Raw genomic sequence first — 15,725 nt, 5'->3', positions numbered from 1 at the left:
TCAGGGATTCAATTCGCTCCGTATGACCACCGGCTTACACGTCAACCTCACCTCGGGTGTTGTTTTTCGCGCAAGACAGCAGCATGCGGGCTTCCACAAAATCAGCCGCTCCAGTCAGGGTGCCTGGCCGCGGGCTTCATCAGCATGGCAGCTAATAAATGTATCATGTTGCGGCGCACCAATATTGTGGATATAACTTATCCCTTGTCTGCTTTGTGGCGGACACCTTTCGGAGATCATCATGGCAAAAGTCTTTATCGATGGCGAAGCAGGCACCACCGGATTGCAGATCCGCGAGCGCCTACAGACCATGCCGCAAGTTGAACTGGTGAGCATTGCTCCCGAACTGCGCAAGGACCCTGCCGCCAAACGCGCGCTGATCGCGGGCGTGGATCTGGTCGTGCTGTGCCTGCATGACGACGCCGCGCGCGAATCGGTCGCGTTGATCGACGACGTCAGCAAAGAGACCGGCAAGACCATCAAGGTCATCGACGCATCGACCGCACACCGCGTGTCCGACGGCTGGGTGTTCGGATTCCCGGAACTCGCCGCTGGTCAGCTCGACGCCGTGCGCCAGGCCACGCGCGTGGCCAACCCCGGCTGCTATGCCACGGGGCCATCGCGCTGCTGCGTCCGCTGGTCGATGCGGGTCTTTTGCCCACGGACTATCCGGTGACGCTGCCTTCGGTGAGCGGCTATTCGGGCGGCGGCCGCACGATGATCGAAGCCTATGAGGCTGGCAACGCCGCGCCGTTCGAGCTGTATGCGCTCGGCCTGTCGCACAAGCACATTCCCGAGATCATGAAGTACACCGGCATCACGCGCCGCCCGATCTTCGTGCCGGCGGTGGGCAACTTCCCTCAGGGCATGCTGGTGCAACTGCCGCTGCATCTCGATACGCTGCCGGGCGCGCCCAAGGTCGCCGACATCCACGACGCACTGGCCGCCCACTACGCGAAGACCGACACGCCCGATCACTGGGTTCAGGTATTGCCCGCGACCGAAGACGGCAAGCTCGATGCCGTGGCACTCAAGGACACCAACAAGCTCGAGGTGCGCGTGTATGGCAGCGACAGCTACAAGCATGCGGTGCTGGTGGCACGCCTCGACAACCTGGGCAAGGGCGCGAGCGGTGCGGCCGTGCAGAATCTGAAGCTGATGCTGGACATCTGAGCCGCCACGCTGCTCCAGACTACCCCGAAGAAAGCCGCCGGTTGATCGACCAGGCGGCTTTTTTCTTATCCGCTCGCCAGCCTTTGGTAGAGCCCGCCGGGCATGCGAGCCACATGGCCATCAAGTTCGAGTTGCAGAAGCTGCACCTGCAGCGTCGCCGCGTCCCAACCGGTACGGGCAACGAGCGCGTCGAGCCCCACCGGGTCAAATCCGAGAGCGCCCAACAGATCATGCTGCTCGCACGACAGATGTTCGGTGCCCGTGCGCACCAAGGCATATTGGTCCAGATCGACGGGCATATCCGAGCCGCTCGGGCGCGGCATCAGCAGTTCCTCGAGCACGTCCTGCGCCGACTCCACCAGTTTCGCGCCTTGCCGCAGCAACGCGTGGCAGCCATGCGACTGAGGCGCGTGAATCGAGCCCGGAATCGCAAAAACCTCGCGTCCCTGTTCGCTTGCGAGCCGCGCCGTGATCAACGATCCGGACGCCAGCGCCGCCTCCACCACCAGCGTGCCGAGTGACAGGCCCGAGATGATGCGATTGCGCCGGGGAAAATTCGCGGCCAGCGGCGGTGTGCCCAGTGGATATTCGCTCACCAGAATGCCGCTGTGCGCGATGCGGGTGGCCAGATTCTGATGGGAGCGCGGATAGACGCGATCAAGCCCCGTACCCACGACCGCGATGGTCGCGGCCGACGATGGCCGGGCATCGGCCGCGAGCGCGCCCTCATGGGCTGCCGCGTCAATGCCAAGCGCCAGGCCGGAGACGATGGTCAGCCCCGCTTCGCGAAGCGCTCTCGCAAACTGCCGCGCGTTCTCTCGTCCTTGAAGCGTCGGATTGCGACTGCCGACCATGGCGAGGCAATGTTTGCTGGCTGCGGCCAATCCCCCGTTTTCCAGCAACGCGCGGGCGCCCTCGACATAGAGCAGCAGCGGCGGATCTTCGGTTGCGAGCAGGTGCTCGGGATAGCCCGGGTCGCCCAGCGTGCAGATCGCGCGGGCGGGCATGTTCTGATTGGCCGCCGGAGCGTCGAGCCACTGCACGGTCTGCTCCACCATTTTGTTGAGGTTGTCCGGCGTGTCGGTCAGGGCCTGCGCCTGCGAGCCCGATACGCAGGCCTGCAACGCGACCAGCGGCTGCGCAAAAATCTCCTGAGGCATGCCGAAAGTGGCCAACAGCCTGCGCGAAGACAGGTTGCCCACGCCGGGCGTCGCCGTGAGGCGCAGCCAGGCCGTCAATTCATCACGCATCATCTTTTGCCTCTTCCAATGAAAAATGCCGGCTCGCGAGGACGATCCGGCATTTCCTTCTTCCCGTGAGCCGGGCCGGTGGAGCACCGGCACGGCATATCCGCGCTATTGCGGATTCACCAACCGGTCACCCACGGTCACGCCATAGCGCACCTGCAGCAGCAGCGCGTAGGACACGTTGTCAAAGGTGCGGAACACCATTGCCATGCCATTGGCCTCGCTCGGCAGCTTGATCATGGTGCGACTGCTATCGGTCTTGTCGCGGATGCGATCACCCTTGGTCAGCACGGTAAGAATCATGCCGGGCTCCAGTCCATCGTTGGCGCCGCGGTTGATTGACACCACCTGATTCTGGCCCGCATTGGTGACCGAAGCACTGCCATAGATCGAAACAACGCGTGCATCCACTTCATCGTAGGGAGCGCGTGGAACATAGTTCATGAAGCTGCGCGGAGCCAGCGGCAACAGGCGGTCACCCACACGCACTTCTTCCTTGACGGAGATGATGTCGAGCGTCGCTGGAACCGGATCCACCGTGCGGCCACCCTGGCCGTCGGGCGTGACTTCCTGCGTCTCGCCACGAACCATTTCGGCGCGGCCCACGTATTGCGCCTCGTAGCCCAGAATCGCTCCGGTTTCGGGGTCTCTCATGGGAATGGCGTTGCGGAAAATGCGGAAGGTGCGATCTTCACCCGGATCGGTCAGCAGCGCCTGGCCGCTGGCGCTGCGCGCATAGACGCGGTCGCCAGCACTCTGGATGGTGCGGGTCTCGGTGGCCGCCACGATGCGCGGGGCCAGTTCCAGCGCGTTTCCGGGCAGCACTTCGGGCTCGACGAGAAACGGTTCGATCAGATGCTGCGGCACGGTGGGCAGCGCCGTGCCCGAGACACTGTCGGTGCGCGTGCGCGGCGTGATGCGCACGGTTTCGGAGTCACCGCCTCCGCGACCCGCGCGGGTGGACAGGCGCGCAAGACCGTTGATCTTCTCCAGATACAGGGTCTGACCGGGGTAGATCAGGTGGGGATTGCGGATCGCATCCATGTTCATGCCCCACAATTCCGGCCAGCGCCAGGGCTTTGCGAGATACATGCCTGAAATCGACCAGAGCGTGTCGCCGCGCTTGACGACGTAGGTCTCCGGCGCATTGGCATTGAGCTCGGACACCGGCACGCCGCGCGATGCGACCTGCTGCGCGGTGGCGCGCTGCTTCGGTGTCACCGGATACTGCTGTGCATGCGCCCCTGAGGCCAACATCGAACCAGCCGTCAATGCCAGCGCCGCCGCCACTCGCGAGACGCTTGCTTTGGAAGGACCGGCCTTGTTGTTCATCTTTTCACGCATTGAAATTCGCCCTCTCAACGACCATATTGCCTTGGTGCGCCATAGAAAAAGATTCTTGGCATTTGCACGCACAACGTTACAAACAATCTCAGATTCTCAGCCCAAGCCCTTGATAGAGCAATGATTATTGCGTGCCGCTGCCGCAGGAATCGGCAAAAGTGGCGAAAATACCGACATATTCATCCGTTGCACATGGCAATTCTTCCCATTCTCTGTTACCCCGACCCGCGACTGCACAAGGTTGCCAAGCCTGTTGAAGTCGTGGACGAACGCGTGCGCACGATTCTCGACGACATGCTCGCGACCATGTACGACGCCAACGGCATCGGCCTCGCCGCCACGCAGGTCGATGTCCACGAACGCATCGTCGTGATCGACGTGTCGGAGGATCGCGACCAGCCCATGGTGCTGATCAATCCCGAGATCACCTGGTATAGCGACGAAAAGCTGGTCGGCGACGAGGGCTGCCTGTCCGTTCCCGGCATCTACGACGGCGTGGAGCGCTCGGAGCAGGTGCATGTGCGCGCCCTCGATCGCGACGGCCAGTCGCGCGTGATCGAGGCGGATGGCCTGCTCGCGGTATGCGTGCAGCACGAGCTCGATCACCTGATCGGCAAGGTGTTCGTCGAATATCTCTCGCCACTCAAGCGCAACCGCATCAAGACCAAATTGCTCAAGCAGAAGAAGAGCGAGGAGCGCGTATGACGACGCGCACGGCAGGCAGATCCTGGCCTGTCAGCCTTCGCACGGTCGCCGCGACACTCTTACTGGGCGCGGCGCTTACCGGTTGTGCGCATTTCAGCGCACCGGAACCTGGAGCAAGCACGGCGCAGGTGCAGTCCCACATGGGCGCGCCGCTCAATGTGAGCACTCTGCCCGAGGGCGGCCAGCGCTGGCTGTATTCCACGCTGCCGATGGGCCGCGAGGTGTATCACGCGAATTTCGACGCCGCCGGGCGCCTGACCTCGTTCAATCAGGTGCTGGATTTCCTGCATCTCTCGCGCTTTCCCGTGGGCTCGACGCGTCATCAGGTACTCGACTTCTTCGGTCCGCCGTATGAAATCACCGAAGTCGCCAGCTTCAGGGGCAAGGTCTGGACTTACCGCTTCATGGACGACATGAATCTGCGCCGCCTCGGCCACATTCACATCGGCCTCGATGACCGCGTCGCCAAGGTGATGTTCACGGACGAGCCCACGGCCGACGATTTCCGCGCTTTCTGAAGCCGCCGCCAGCCTGTCGCGCCCACCGCGGAACGGCAGGCACAGCCCATAGACCCCAGCTTTCAGGATAAGCAGCATGAAGATCGTTTTTGCCGGCACGCCCGAATTTGCAGCCGTAGCGCTTCGGCGGTTGATTGCAGCCGGCTTCGAGATTCCGCTGGTGCTCACCCAACCTGATCGCCCCGCCGGTCGCGGCATGAAGCTGCAGGCTTCACCCGTCAAACAATCTGCGCTGGAGCGAGGCATCCCCGTGAGCCAGCCGCGCAGCCTGCGTCTGGATGGCAAGTATCCCGAGGACGCCCGAGCCGCCCATGAAGCGCTGCTCGCGAGCGGCGCAGACTGCATGATCGTGGCGGCCTACGGACTCATCCTGCCGCAATGGGTGCTCGACCTGCCCCGGCTGGGCTGCCTGAACATCCACGCGAGCCTGTTGCCGCGCTGGCGCGGCGCGGCACCGATCCATCGCGCCATCGAGGCCGGTGACGCACAGACCGGCGTGACGATCATGCAGATGGACGCCGGGCTGGATACCGGCGACATGCTGCTGGGCGAGTCGCTTGCCATCTCCGCGCGCGACACCACGGCCACGCTGCACGACAAGCTCGCCGAGCTAGGCGGTCGATTGATCGTCGAGGCTCTCGAGATCGCCGCCTGCGGCCAGCTTGTGCCCGTGCAACAGCCCGAAGAAGGCGTGACTTACGCGCACAAAATCGAAAAGGCCGAAAGCGCCATCGACTGGACGGAAGCCGCCCCCGTCATCGCGCGGCGCGTGCGTGCCTTCGATCCCTTCCCTGCCGCTTCCACGATGCTCCATGGCGAAACCGTGAAGATTTGGGCCGCCGAGCCAGCGCCGGATTTCCCGGCCGATTCCGCAGCGCAAGCGCAATCGCGAGCCAGCGTGCAGAATTCAATTCCCGGCCAAATTTTGAACATCAGCGGCGACGGCATCGACGTTGCTTGTGGCGACCACACCGTTCTGCGCCTGACCACGTTGCAACGTGCGGGCGGAAAACGGCTCGCTTTTGCGGACTTTTTGCGCGGTTTTCCGCTCAACGTCGGCGATATTTTTCAATCTGATAGACAACCTGCCTAACTGCCCGCACCCGTCCGCCCGCATCCATGAGTCGCCTATCCCTATCCGAGCAAGCCGTGCGCCTGCGGCAATTTGCCAGGGAGCAATGGGCGTGGTGGCGGGAGATGATGCGCGAGCCCTATTACAAACTGGGCGTGACCGACATGTTCGGCACCGGTATCGGCATTGCTGCCTGAGGTCTGGTGACCGGTGTGGCCATGGTCAAAAGCGGGCTACCCGTGCCGCTCGCGATTTTCATGTCCCTGCTGGTGTATGCGGGCAGCGCGCAGCTGGCCGTGCTGCCGTTGCTGGTGGCTGGCGCGCCACTCTGGGTGATCTGGCTTACTGCCGCCTGCGTGAATCTGCGTTTCGTGATCTTCAGCCAGATGTGGCGCAGCTATTTTCACGAATTCCCACGAAACAAACGTCTTCTGCTTGGATATTTCAGTGGAGACGTCATATTTGTCGGCTTCATGAAGCGTTTTCCGGAAGCAAAACCAGCTCCCGGCCAGATCGCCTATTTCGCCGGGGCGGCATCCACGAACTGGCTCATGTGGCAGATACCGTCCATTGCCGGCATGTTGCTCGCCAATGCGATCCCGTTGTCGTGGGTTTGGGGTTTGCAGGTGTGCTCGCCTTGCTCGGGATATTGTTGTCGATGATCAACGACCGCTTCACCGTGCTTGCGACGGCGGTGGCCGGCACGGCAGCCGTGGCCGCGTACGCGCTACCGCTCAAGATGAATATCCTGGTCGCCGTGCTCGCGGCCGTGGCCGCGGGCCTGATGTTCGAAGAGGCTGACCGGCAGTTCAAGCGCTTCAAACTGCGGCAAACGGCGGAAGCCAGGCTGGACGAGGAACTCGAGCCACGGGAAGGTCGCCCTCCCGACGAACCAGGAGGGCCTCGCCCATGATCTGGTATGCGCTCGAAATGATTCTCGCGACACTGGGCCTCGCGATCATCACCTTGGTCACGCGCTCGTTTTTCATGATTTCAGACAAGGACCTCCCCATGCCCGAGTGGCTGCGGCGCGGTCTGAAGTACGCGCCGCTTGCCGCGCTGGGGCGGTGATCGTGCCCGAGCTGTTCATGACTCAGGGCAAATTCATTCACACGCTGATGGATGCGCGCCTGCCAGCGCTGGTGGGCGCCGTGACTTACTACTACACCAGGCGCGGAATCCTCGGCACGATCCTCGTGGGCATGATCATTTATCTGCCGCTGCATATCGGACTCGGCTGGTAAGCCAGCGCGCCAGGAACCGGCGACACCTACAATCGGTGGCAGATTCATGTCTGTGCCGTGACGGCGAGTTGCGGTCCGGTGCCGTTCCCTTTACCAGAAATCATCATGCACATTCTTCGTTTTTCCGACATCTGCGCACAGGGCAAGTCTACTGGAGAGCGCGTTTTCATTCGTGCCGACCTGAACGTCCCACAAGACGATAGCGGCAAGATCACCGAAGATACGCGCATTCGCGCCTCGATTCCCTGCATTCAAATGGCACTGGACGCCGGTGCCGCCGTCATGGTGACCAGCCATCTGGGTCGCCCCACCGAAGGCGAGTTCAAGCCAGAGGATTCGCTCGCCCCCGTCGCCGCGCGCATGTCCGAACTCATGGGCCGGGACATTCCCGTCATCGCTGACTGGGTCGATGGCGTTGACGTCCAGCCCGGCCAACTCGTGATGCTGGAAAATTGCCGCCTCAACAAGGGTGAGAAAAAGAACAGCCCCGAACTGGCCCGGAAGATGGCCAAGCTCTGCGACATCTATGTGAACGACGCCTTCGGCACTGCCCATCGCGCCGAGGGCACGACCTACGGCATCGCCGAATACGCAAAAATCGCCTGTGCAGGGCCGCTGCTGGCCGCCGAGATCGACGCCATCACCAAGGCGCTGGCCAATCCCAGGCGCCCACTGGTTGCCATCGTGGCCGGCTCCAAGGTTTCGACCAAGCTGACCATTCTGAAAAGCCTGTCGAGCAACGTGGACGGGCTCATCGTGGGCGGTGGCATTGCGAACACCTTCATGCTGGCGGCTGGTCTCAACATCGGCAAATCGCTGGCCGAGCCCGATCTGGTCGGCGAGGCCAAGGCCGTGATCGAATCGATGAAGGCGCGCGGCGCGGAGGTGCCGATTCCGACCGACGTGGTGGTTGCGCGCAATTTTGCTGCGGACGCAGTCGCCACGGTCAAGAAGGCGACCGAGGTGGCCGACGACGACATGATCCTGGACATCGGCCCGGAAACCGCCGCCAAACTGGCCACCCAGCTCAAGGCTGCCGGCACCATCGTCTGGAACGGCCCGGTCGGCGTGTTCGAATTCGACCAGTTCGCGAACGGTACCAAGGTCGTGGCGCAGGCCATCGCCGACTCCAGCGCGTTCAGCATCGCGGGCGGCGGTGACACGCTGGCCGCGATCGCCAAGTACGGCATCGAAAAGGATATCGGTTACATCTCTACCGGCGGCGGCGCGTTCCTCGAAGTGCTGGAAGGCAAGACGCTCCCCGCCTTCGAAATTCTGCAAAAGCGCGCGGCTTCGTGAACGGGTCGCCCCCGCCCTGGTCGATGTAAGAAACTGCGTACAAAACAACAGAAATGCTGCATTGCCATGCACTTATCCATAATTTCTCTTGTTTTTTGTAACGTCTCTGACCAGAATCGATAGTGATCCTGGGGGTGCCGTTTTCGCTCCCATCATTTATTGGTATGGAGGGAAATATGGCGATTTACAAGAAGCTCGGCCTTGCAGTGGCAGTGGCCGGCGTGGCGGTTGCACTGTCGGGTTGCGGCACACCGCCGGTACCGTTGACCAAGAATTTCGGCGAGACCAGTCAGAACAAGGTTCGCGCGGCCGGTCATTGGGACGCCCTGTCCCAGGATGCCGCGTCCCAGACGCACGACATGCTGCTGCGCTCCGGCTTTGCAGCCGACACGCCGGTGTACGTCGCGATGCCCGCCAACCCGAGCTCCTTCGATGCGGCCTTCCGCGAGCTGCTGATCACCCGCCTGACCGACACTGGCGTCAAGGTGTACACCGATCCCAATCAGCGTCTGCAAGTGACTTATCACGCTCACGTGGTCAAGACCTCGGGCCACGCCAACGTCGGCGTGTACACCGAAGAGGCCCATCCCTCGGGCTCGAACACCGAAGTCATCCTGACCACCTCGGTCACGCACAACGGTCAGTACGTCGCCCGCAAGACCGACGTTTACTACCTCGCCAATGCCGACGTACCGTTGTTCGCCAAGCCGAACCACATGCGCCCTGTCAACGTGAAGGTGGTGGGTCAATGATGATGAAATCGATCAGCAGCAAATTCGCGCTCACCCTCGCGGCAGCCTCGGTGCTCGCCGGTTGCTCGGCGTTTCGGCCTGAACCCGTGTCTACGCGCATCGAGCCCACCTACAAGGAAGCGGGCGAGAACGCCTTCCTGAACAGCAGCAAGGACGCCGTTGCCAAGCTGCTCGGGGTCTGGATGTCGACTCCGTCGGCCCGGGTCCGGTGCTTGTCGCCACCATCGTGGACGTGAACGACACCACGCGCTCCGCTCCGCTGGGTCGCACGTTGTCCGAGCAGTACGCCACCAACATGGCGATGGCCGGTTTCAATGTCAAGGAAATCAAGCTGCGCGGCAACCTGTTCGTGCGCGAAGGCGCGGGCGAACTGCTGCTGTCGCGTGAAGTGCGCGACATCGCACGCCAGCACAACGCCGTGATGGTTTTGGTGGGCACCTATTCCCCCGCTGCCGCCTACACCTACGTGAGCTTGAAGCTCGTGCGCACCGACGACAGCCGCATCATTCGTGGACATGACTACGCCCTGCCCATGGATCGCGACGTGAAGCGCCTGCTGGGCTCCACCGTTCGTTGATACTCGCACCAGACGGCCAAAAAGAAACCGCCCTCGGGCGGTTTCTTTTTGCGCAGCCATCGAAGCGAAACGGGCGCCGCTCCGTGTCTCAAGGCCCTCTCTCTTTCAAGTCTTGCGCGCGGGCATGAGGACCGAAGCGATGGCCACCATCATCAGTCCCACGGCGGTCCAGTCCTGCCAGTGCAGCACTTCGCCGAGCAGCAGCGAACCACTGAACACGCCGATCACCGGAATCAGCATCACGCTCAGGGTCGATGCCACGGGCGGCAAGCTGCGCGCCAGAAAGAACCAGGTGATCTGCGCAAACCCCAGCGCGAGAATTGCGTTGTACAGAATGCCGAACGTGGCCGCGCCATCGGGCATCGTCCAGCGCTCATGCTCGAACACGGCGGCGACGATCACCAGCACGACACTGGCGAGCGCGATCATCCAGAACGACAGCGTCAGAAGCGGCACCGGAAGCTGGGTGCGTCGCAATAGCTGCGTGCCCACGGCCCAGCTCAGCGCCGAGGTCAGCATCAGCATCATCCCGAAGGGCTTGCTGCCCAGCGCCCCGACCTCGTGCCACAGCAGCAGCACCACGCCGAGGGCCGCCGCACCCACGCCGATCCAGGCGCGCGATGCCAGCCGGTCCTTGAAGACCACACTGCCCACGATCGCCGAGAAGATCGGCATCGTATAGGCCAGAATCGCCGCGCGGCCGCTCGAGAGATTGGGAATCGCAAGAATCATCAGGCAGTGCCAGATGATCACGTTGGGAATGGCCAGCTTGAGCACCGTGCCCCAGTACTCGCGCGGAACATGAAAACTGATCTTCTGCACCTTCATGACCAGGCCGACCACGGCAAGACAGATCACCAGCGATGCGGCGCGGAAGGTGAGCGGTGGAAAGTTTGCAAGCCCGTGCTTCATCACGGGCCAGTTCAGACCCCAGATCGCAGTGAGCATGACCAGCAGCACCAGCTGGCGTCTAGTAAACGAAGGCATAGCGCCCGATTCTGCCTGCGCGAGGCATTTCTTGCCCGCACTACTAAAATTGCGCCCATGACCTTCACCGAAATGCTGCGCGACGCCACGACGCAAAACCAATCCCTGCTGTGCGTGGGCCTGGACCCCGAGCCCAGCCGCTTTCCGCAAGCGCTGCGCGGAGACGCCCACAGGATCTACGATTTCTGCGCTGCCATCGTCGATGCGACCGCCGATCTGGCCAACTCCTTCAAGCCGCAGATTGCCTACTTTGCGGCCCACGGCGCCGAAGACCAGCTCGAGCGGCTGATGCGACACATGCGCGCCTCGGCCCCGCACGTGCCGGTGATTCTCGACGCCAAGCGCGGCGACATCGGCTCCACCGCCGAGCAGTACGCCAAGGAAGCCTTCGAGCGCTACGGAGCCGACGCGGTCACGCTCTCGCCGTTCATGGGGTTCGACTCGGTGGAGCCCTATCTGCAATACCACGGCAAGGGCGCGTTCCTGCTGTGCCGTACCTCGAACCCCGGCGGCAATGATCTGCAGGCGCAGCGCCTGGCCGACATAGACGGCCAGCCGCTGCTCTACGAACATGTTGCGCGACTCGCGCAAGGTCCGTGGAACACCAACGGGCAGCTCGGCCTCGTCGTCGGCGCAACCTACCCTGCCGAAATCGAACGCGTGCGTGCGCTCGCGCCGACACTGCCCCTGCTGATCCCCGGCGTAGGCGCACAGGGCGGCGATGCGGTGGCCACCGTGCGCGCGGGACTCACGCAGGAGGGGCTGATCGCGGTGAACTCCTCGCGCGCAATCCTCTACGCATCCTCCGCAGACGACTTCGCCCAAGCGGCCCGCACGGCGGCGCTTGCCACGCGGGACACGCTGAACGCAGCGCGCGCGTGAAGCCAGCAGGCTCCTCTCACCGTCACCGTCATCCACAACAAAGAACCGGAGCCACCATGCGCCGTCACCCTCCCCTGATTTCTCGCCGACGTGCGGTCGCCATGGCCTGTGGCCTCTCGCTGCTGGTCGCCGCCTTGCCCACGATGGCGCAAGACCCGGCCGCATGGCCCACCAAGCCCATTACCATCGTCGTCGGTTACCCGCCCGGAGGCAGCACCGACCTGATGGGCCGTCTGGTGGGTGCCGAGCTCTCCAACCGCCTCGGCCAGCCGGTGGTGATCGAAAACCTCGGCGGCGCGGGCGGCACCATCGGCGCGCAGAAGGTGGCAGGCGCCGCGGCCGACGGCTATACGCTGCTCGTCGGTGCAAACAACGAGCTCGCGATTGCCAAGCTCGTCGCCAAAAGCGTCAAGTACAACATCAATCAGTTCACGCCCATCGGCCTGATCGGCTCGCAGCCCATGGTGCTGGTGGCGTCGATCAACTCCGGCGTGAAAAACGCCAACGAGTTCACGCAGCTCGTCAAGAAGCATCCCGGCAAGTACAGCTACGGCAGTTCGGGCGTAGGCACGGCGCTGCATCTCGCTGGCGAAATGACCAAGGAGCAGGGTGGCCTGTTCATGACGCACATCCCGTATCGCGGCGTCGCACCGCTGACCAACGACCTCGTCGGCAACAACATCGACTTTGGCGTGTTCGTGCTCTCCAGCGGCCTCCCGCACATCAAGGCCGGCAAGGTGATCGCGCTTGGCACGACCGAAGCCAAACGCGCCCCCGCCACGCCCGACATTCCCGCGCTCGCGGAGTTTCCACAATTCAAGAACGTCGACATCACTTCGTGGTTCGCGCTCATGGCCCCCGCCAACCTGCCCCAACCCATCGCCACCAAGTTGAAGGCCGCGCTGAACGAGACGCTGAAATCACCCGACTTCCGCAAGAAGATGGCAGCGGCGGGCTCCAGCGTTGCGTCGCCCGATGTGGACATGGGCAAGTTTCTTAACTCGGAAATTGCCAAATACACCAAGATCGTGCAATTCGCGAAGATCGAAGAATAAGCAGCGAGGAAAGCATGCGTTCCCTGACCTTTGAGCTCCCCGCCCCCGACATCTCGCAATGGCGCGCAGGCAATACCGGCGTCGAAGGCGTCTGGCATTTCGATTCCGGCAAGCCCGGTCGCAATGTGCTGATCAGTGCCCTCATCCATGGCAATGAGCTGTGTGGCGCATGGGCGCTCAAGGGCCTGCTCGACGCGAGCATCAGGCCCGAGCAGGGCACGCTGACGCTGGCGTTCTGCAACATCAACGCATTCGACAGATTCGATCCCGCAAATCACGATGCATCGCGCTTCGTCGATCAGGACCTGAACCGCCAGTGGAGCGACGACCGCATCGACGCTGCCGACACCGCCGAACGCCGCCGCGCCGCGCTGCTGCGCCCGTTCATCCGGAAGGCGGACTGGGTGCTCGACCTGCATTCCATGCACGAACCCAGTGCGCCGCTGTCGCTGACCGGGGTGCAGCCCCGCAACCTCGAACTCGCGAGGCAGATGCGCTCACCCGAACACATCGTCATCGACGCGGGCCACAAGGACGGCACCCGCATGCGCGACTATGGCCGTTTCGGTCTTCCCGACGATCAGGCCGGTGATTCACGCACGCTGCTCATCGAATGCGGCTTCCACGGTGACCCGCAAAGCCGCGTCGTCGCGCAGGACATGTGCGCACGCTTTCTCGAAGCCGCGCAGACCGTGTCACGCGCGACTATCGATGCAAGACTTGCGAACTGGCGTCAATCCGACGCACCGCGTCAATGGGCATTGGAAGTCACCGGCCCAGTCGTCGCAAAGAGTGAACGCTTCAGCTTCACAGAAGCCTTCACCGGTCTCGAAGTCATCGCCAAAGCGGGCACGGTGATCGGCGACAACGACGGCGAAGCCGTCACCACGCCCTACGACGACTGCGTCCTCGTCATGCCCTCCACACGCCAGGCGCGAGCAGGCGTCACGGTAGTACGCTTCGCACGCCGCAGGCTGATTTCCTGATCTCGCGAAGTCGCGAGATCACCGGCACGAGCAACGCGAAGTGCTTCAAGCGCATTTTTGGTTCCTTTTTTGTGCGCAAGCAAAAAAGGAACTGCGCCGCCGGGCGCCCCCCGGCCCGGGAATCAATGCCCCGACGAGCGCCCCCCCCCCTACAAGTAGCAGCTCAAAAGAACCCAAGCCTGTTCTCCCCATAACTCACCAGCAGATTCTTGGTCTGCTGGTAATGATTCAACATCATCTTGTGAGTTTCCCGCCCAATCCCCGATTCCTTGTACCCGCCAAACGCGGCATGCGCCGGATAAGCGTGATAGCAGTTGGTCCACACACGCCCCGCCTTGATCGCACGCCCCATGCGATACGCCACATTGCCGTTGCGGCTCCACACGCCTGCGCCCAGACCATAAGGCGTGTCGTTGGCGATGGCGAGCGCCTCGGCCTCGTCCTTGAAGGTCGTCACGGCGAGCACCGGGCCGAAGATTTCTTCCTGGAAGATGCGCATCTTGTTGTGGCCCTTGAACAGCGTGGGCTGCACGTAGTAGCCACCGTCGAGTTCACCGCCGAGCCTGGCCTGTTCGCCGCCGATCAGCACCTGCGCGCCTTCCTGCTTGCCGATCTCCAGATAGGACAGGATCTTGGTGAGCTGCTCTTTGCTGGCCTGCGCGCCCATCATCGAATCGGTATCGAGCGGGTTGCCATGCTTGATCGCGGCAACGCGTTGGAGCACGCGCTCCATGAACCTGTCGTAGACGCTCTCCTGAATCAGCGCACGGCTCGGGCAGGTGCAGACTTCGCCCTGGTTGAACGCGAACAGCACCAGTCCTTCGACCGCCTTGTCGAGGAATGCGTCGTCCTTGTCCATGATGTCGGCAAAGAAGATATTGGGCGATTTGCCACCCAGTTCGAGCGTGGCCGGAATCAGATTGCTCGCCGCCGCCTGCGCGATCACGCGGCCCGTGCTGGTTGAACCGGTGAACGCGATCTTGGCGATGCGCTTGCTGGTCGCGAGCGGCATGCCTGCCTCGCGGCCCAAGCCGTTGACAATATTGAGCACTCCCGGCGGCAGCAAATCGGCAATCAGCTCGGCGAGGATCAGAATGCTGATGGGCGTGCTTTCCGCAGGCTTGAGCACCACGGCGTTGCCTGCGCCGAGCGCAGGAGCCAGCTTCCATGCAGCCATCAGGATCGGAAAATTCCAGGGAATGATCTGACCGACCACGCCGAGCGGTTCGTGCAGGTGATATGCGACCGTGTTCTCGTCGATCTCGCTGATCGCGCCTTCCTGCGCGCGCAGGCATCCCGCGAAATAGCGGAAGTGGTCGATGGTCAGCGGAATGTCGGCATTCAGTGTCTCGCGGATCGCCTTGCCGTTATCGACGGTTTCGGCATACGCGAGCAGTTCCAGATTCGCTTCGATGCGATCGGCAATCTTGAGCAGCACATTGGCGCGCGTGGCGGCGTCGGTCTTGCCCCATGGTTCGGCGGCCGCGTGCGCCGCGTCGAGCGCCAGTTCGATGTCCTCCGCGGTGGAACGCGCGGCCTGCGTGTAGACCCTGCCGCTGACCGGCGTGACCACGTCGAAATACTGACCCTTCACGGGCGGCACGAATTTGCCGCCGATGAAATTGTCGTAGCGGGATTGGTAGGCGATCTTGGCGCCAGCGGCGCCGGGTGCGGCATATACGGTCATGAGCGCAGTCTCCAGAATTGCGTTGGATGAAGGAGTCAATAAATGACGCGAACCATTCTCTTTACCAAGGCATTTATTTCCTTGCGGACGCTCAACAACCAAACCCACGCCTTCGCATAACCGTTATGCACTGCAACGACCGAACGAGGGGCGGCAACGGGCCGGCGCGCCGCACGTCGCCAGCCGCATTCGCTCAA

Annotated in this window: 14 protein-coding genes and 3 pseudogenes; 13 read left to right on the top strand and 4 right to left on the bottom strand. The window is 62.8% G+C overall.

What is annotated here, in order from left to right; genetic code table 11:
- The first annotated feature begins 241 nt into the window (after positions 1-241).
- A pseudogene (argC, locus tag H9K75_RS14520) lies at positions 242-1,173 on the top strand (N-acetyl-gamma-glutamyl-phosphate reductase).
- A 65-nt stretch (positions 1,174-1,238) separates the two neighbouring features.
- On the opposite strand, the gene dprA reads toward argC, so the two are convergent.
- On the bottom strand, positions 1,239-2,426 hold the full coding sequence (dprA, locus tag H9K75_RS14515) for a DNA-processing protein DprA (protein ID WP_187723163.1): 1,188 nt from the start codon (positions 2,424-2,426) through the stop codon (positions 1,239-1,241).
- Positions 2,427-2,528: 102 nt separating this feature from the next.
- Positions 2,529-3,764 carry a LysM peptidoglycan-binding domain-containing protein gene (locus tag H9K75_RS14510; RefSeq protein WP_187723162.1) on the bottom strand — a complete coding sequence of 412 codons (1,236 nt, stop codon included), beginning with the start codon at positions 3,762-3,764 and terminating at the stop codon, positions 2,529-2,531.
- A gap of 192 nt (positions 3,765-3,956) precedes the next feature.
- Between H9K75_RS14510 and def the strand changes: the two genes are divergently transcribed.
- From def to H9K75_RS14470, 9 genes and pseudogenes are all read left to right on the top strand, one after another.
- The gene (gene def, locus H9K75_RS14505; protein WP_187723161.1) at positions 3,957-4,469 is read left to right on the top strand and encodes a peptide deformylase; all 513 of its coding nucleotides are present in this window, start codon (positions 3,957-3,959) and stop codon (positions 4,467-4,469) included.
- The gene (locus H9K75_RS14500) at positions 4,466-4,987 is read left to right on the top strand and encodes a hypothetical protein (protein WP_187723160.1); all 522 of its coding nucleotides are present in this window, start codon (positions 4,466-4,468) and stop codon (positions 4,985-4,987) included. Before def ends, H9K75_RS14500 begins: the two co-directional genes overlap by 4 nt.
- Positions 4,988-5,063: 76 nt before the next feature.
- Positions 5,064-6,080: a methionyl-tRNA formyltransferase gene (fmt, locus tag H9K75_RS14495; RefSeq protein ID WP_187723159.1), complete on the top strand. Its 1,017-nt coding sequence runs from the start codon at positions 5,064-5,066 to the stop codon at positions 6,078-6,080.
- 104 nt (positions 6,081-6,184) lie between these two features.
- Positions 6,185-6,972 (top strand): annotated as a pseudogene (locus H9K75_RS14490) (AzlC family ABC transporter permease).
- Positions 6,969-7,303 (top strand): annotated as a pseudogene (locus tag H9K75_RS14485) (AzlD domain-containing protein). The pseudogenes H9K75_RS14490 and H9K75_RS14485 overlap by 4 nt, the downstream one beginning before the upstream one ends.
- 105 nt (positions 7,304-7,408) lie before the next feature.
- Complete coding sequence (locus H9K75_RS14480) at positions 7,409-8,602, top strand: phosphoglycerate kinase (protein ID WP_187723158.1); 1,194 nt, start codon at positions 7,409-7,411, stop codon at positions 8,600-8,602.
- Positions 8,603-8,778: 176 nt separating this feature from the next.
- The gene (locus tag H9K75_RS14475; RefSeq protein ID WP_187723157.1) at positions 8,779-9,354 is read left to right on the top strand and encodes a hypothetical protein; all 576 of its coding nucleotides are present in this window, start codon (positions 8,779-8,781) and stop codon (positions 9,352-9,354) included.
- Positions 9,351-9,590, top strand: a complete 240-nt coding sequence (locus H9K75_RS24025) for an outer membrane protein assembly factor BamD (protein WP_226858224.1) — start codon at positions 9,351-9,353, stop codon at positions 9,588-9,590. Before H9K75_RS14475 ends, H9K75_RS24025 begins: the two co-directional genes overlap by 4 nt.
- Positions 9,563-9,931, top strand: coding sequence for a FlgO family outer membrane protein (locus H9K75_RS14470; RefSeq protein ID WP_264293804.1), 369 nt, complete (start codon positions 9,563-9,565; stop codon positions 9,929-9,931). Before H9K75_RS24025 ends, H9K75_RS14470 begins: the two co-directional genes overlap by 28 nt.
- 105 nt (positions 9,932-10,036) lie before the next feature.
- On the opposite strand, the gene H9K75_RS14465 is transcribed toward H9K75_RS14470, so the two are convergent.
- Complete coding sequence (locus H9K75_RS14465) at positions 10,037-10,918, bottom strand: DMT family transporter (RefSeq protein WP_187723156.1); 882 nt, start codon at positions 10,916-10,918, stop codon at positions 10,037-10,039.
- Positions 10,919-10,975: 57 nt separating this feature from the next.
- Here H9K75_RS14465 and pyrF point away from each other — a divergent pair, with 57 nt between their 5' ends.
- Genes pyrF through H9K75_RS14450 form a run of 3 tightly spaced genes read left to right on the top strand, consistent with a single transcriptional unit; the run spans position 10,976 to position 13,841 of the window.
- Positions 10,976-11,800 carry an orotidine-5'-phosphate decarboxylase gene (gene pyrF, locus H9K75_RS14460; protein WP_187723155.1) on the top strand — a complete coding sequence of 275 codons (825 nt, stop codon included), beginning with the start codon at positions 10,976-10,978 and terminating at the stop codon, positions 11,798-11,800.
- 56 nt (positions 11,801-11,856) lie between these two features.
- On the top strand, positions 11,857-12,855 hold the full coding sequence (locus tag H9K75_RS14455; RefSeq protein WP_187723154.1) for a Bug family tripartite tricarboxylate transporter substrate binding protein: 999 nt from the start codon (positions 11,857-11,859) through the stop codon (positions 12,853-12,855).
- A 14-nt stretch (positions 12,856-12,869) separates the two neighbouring features.
- A complete protein-coding gene (locus H9K75_RS14450; RefSeq protein ID WP_187723153.1) occupies positions 12,870-13,841 on the top strand; it encodes a M14 family metallopeptidase in 972 nt (323 codons plus the stop codon).
- A gap of 163 nt (positions 13,842-14,004) precedes the next feature.
- Here H9K75_RS14450 and exaC read toward each other — a convergent pair whose 3' ends face one another.
- Positions 14,005-15,528: an acetaldehyde dehydrogenase ExaC gene (exaC, locus tag H9K75_RS14445; RefSeq protein WP_187723152.1), complete on the bottom strand. Its 1,524-nt coding sequence runs from the start codon at positions 15,526-15,528 to the stop codon at positions 14,005-14,007.
- Positions 15,529-15,725 lie beyond the last annotated feature (197 nt).

It is taken from the genome of Diaphorobacter aerolatus, from assembly GCF_014489535.1.
GTDB classification, from domain to species: domain Bacteria; phylum Pseudomonadota; class Gammaproteobacteria; order Burkholderiales; family Burkholderiaceae_C; genus Diaphorobacter_A; species Diaphorobacter_A aerolatus.
This window is presented reverse-complemented; position numbering and strand designations above follow the sequence as displayed.

Excerpts from the sequence above, each read along its gene's own strand:
- exaC (WP_187723152.1), bottom strand. The coding sequence starts at position 15,528 with ATGACCGTATATGCCGCACCCGGCGCCGCTGGCGCCAAGATCGCCTAC.
- def (WP_187723161.1), top strand. The coding sequence starts at position 3,957 with ATGGCAATTCTTCCCATTCTCTGTTACCCCGACCCGCGACTGCACAAG.
- dprA (WP_187723163.1), bottom strand. The coding sequence starts at position 2,426 with ATGATGCGTGATGAATTGACGGCCTGGCTGCGCCTCACGGCGACGCCC.
- H9K75_RS14480 (WP_187723158.1), top strand. The coding sequence starts at position 7,409 with ATGCACATTCTTCGTTTTTCCGACATCTGCGCACAGGGCAAGTCTACT.
- H9K75_RS14455 (WP_187723154.1), top strand. The coding sequence starts at position 11,857 with ATGCGCCGTCACCCTCCCCTGATTTCTCGCCGACGTGCGGTCGCCATG.
- fmt (WP_187723159.1), top strand. The coding sequence starts at position 5,064 with ATGAAGATCGTTTTTGCCGGCACGCCCGAATTTGCAGCCGTAGCGCTT.
- H9K75_RS14475 (WP_187723157.1), top strand. The coding sequence starts at position 8,779 with ATGGCGATTTACAAGAAGCTCGGCCTTGCAGTGGCAGTGGCCGGCGTG.
- H9K75_RS14500 (WP_187723160.1), top strand. The coding sequence starts at position 4,466 with ATGACGACGCGCACGGCAGGCAGATCCTGGCCTGTCAGCCTTCGCACG.
- H9K75_RS14450 (WP_187723153.1), top strand. The coding sequence starts at position 12,870 with ATGCGTTCCCTGACCTTTGAGCTCCCCGCCCCCGACATCTCGCAATGG.
- H9K75_RS14510 (WP_187723162.1), bottom strand. The coding sequence starts at position 3,764 with ATGCGTGAAAAGATGAACAACAAGGCCGGTCCTTCCAAAGCAAGCGTC.
- pyrF (WP_187723155.1), top strand. The coding sequence starts at position 10,976 with ATGACCTTCACCGAAATGCTGCGCGACGCCACGACGCAAAACCAATCC.
- H9K75_RS24025 (WP_226858224.1), top strand. The coding sequence starts at position 9,351 with ATGATGATGAAATCGATCAGCAGCAAATTCGCGCTCACCCTCGCGGCA.
- H9K75_RS14465 (WP_187723156.1), bottom strand. The coding sequence starts at position 10,918 with ATGCCTTCGTTTACTAGACGCCAGCTGGTGCTGCTGGTCATGCTCACT.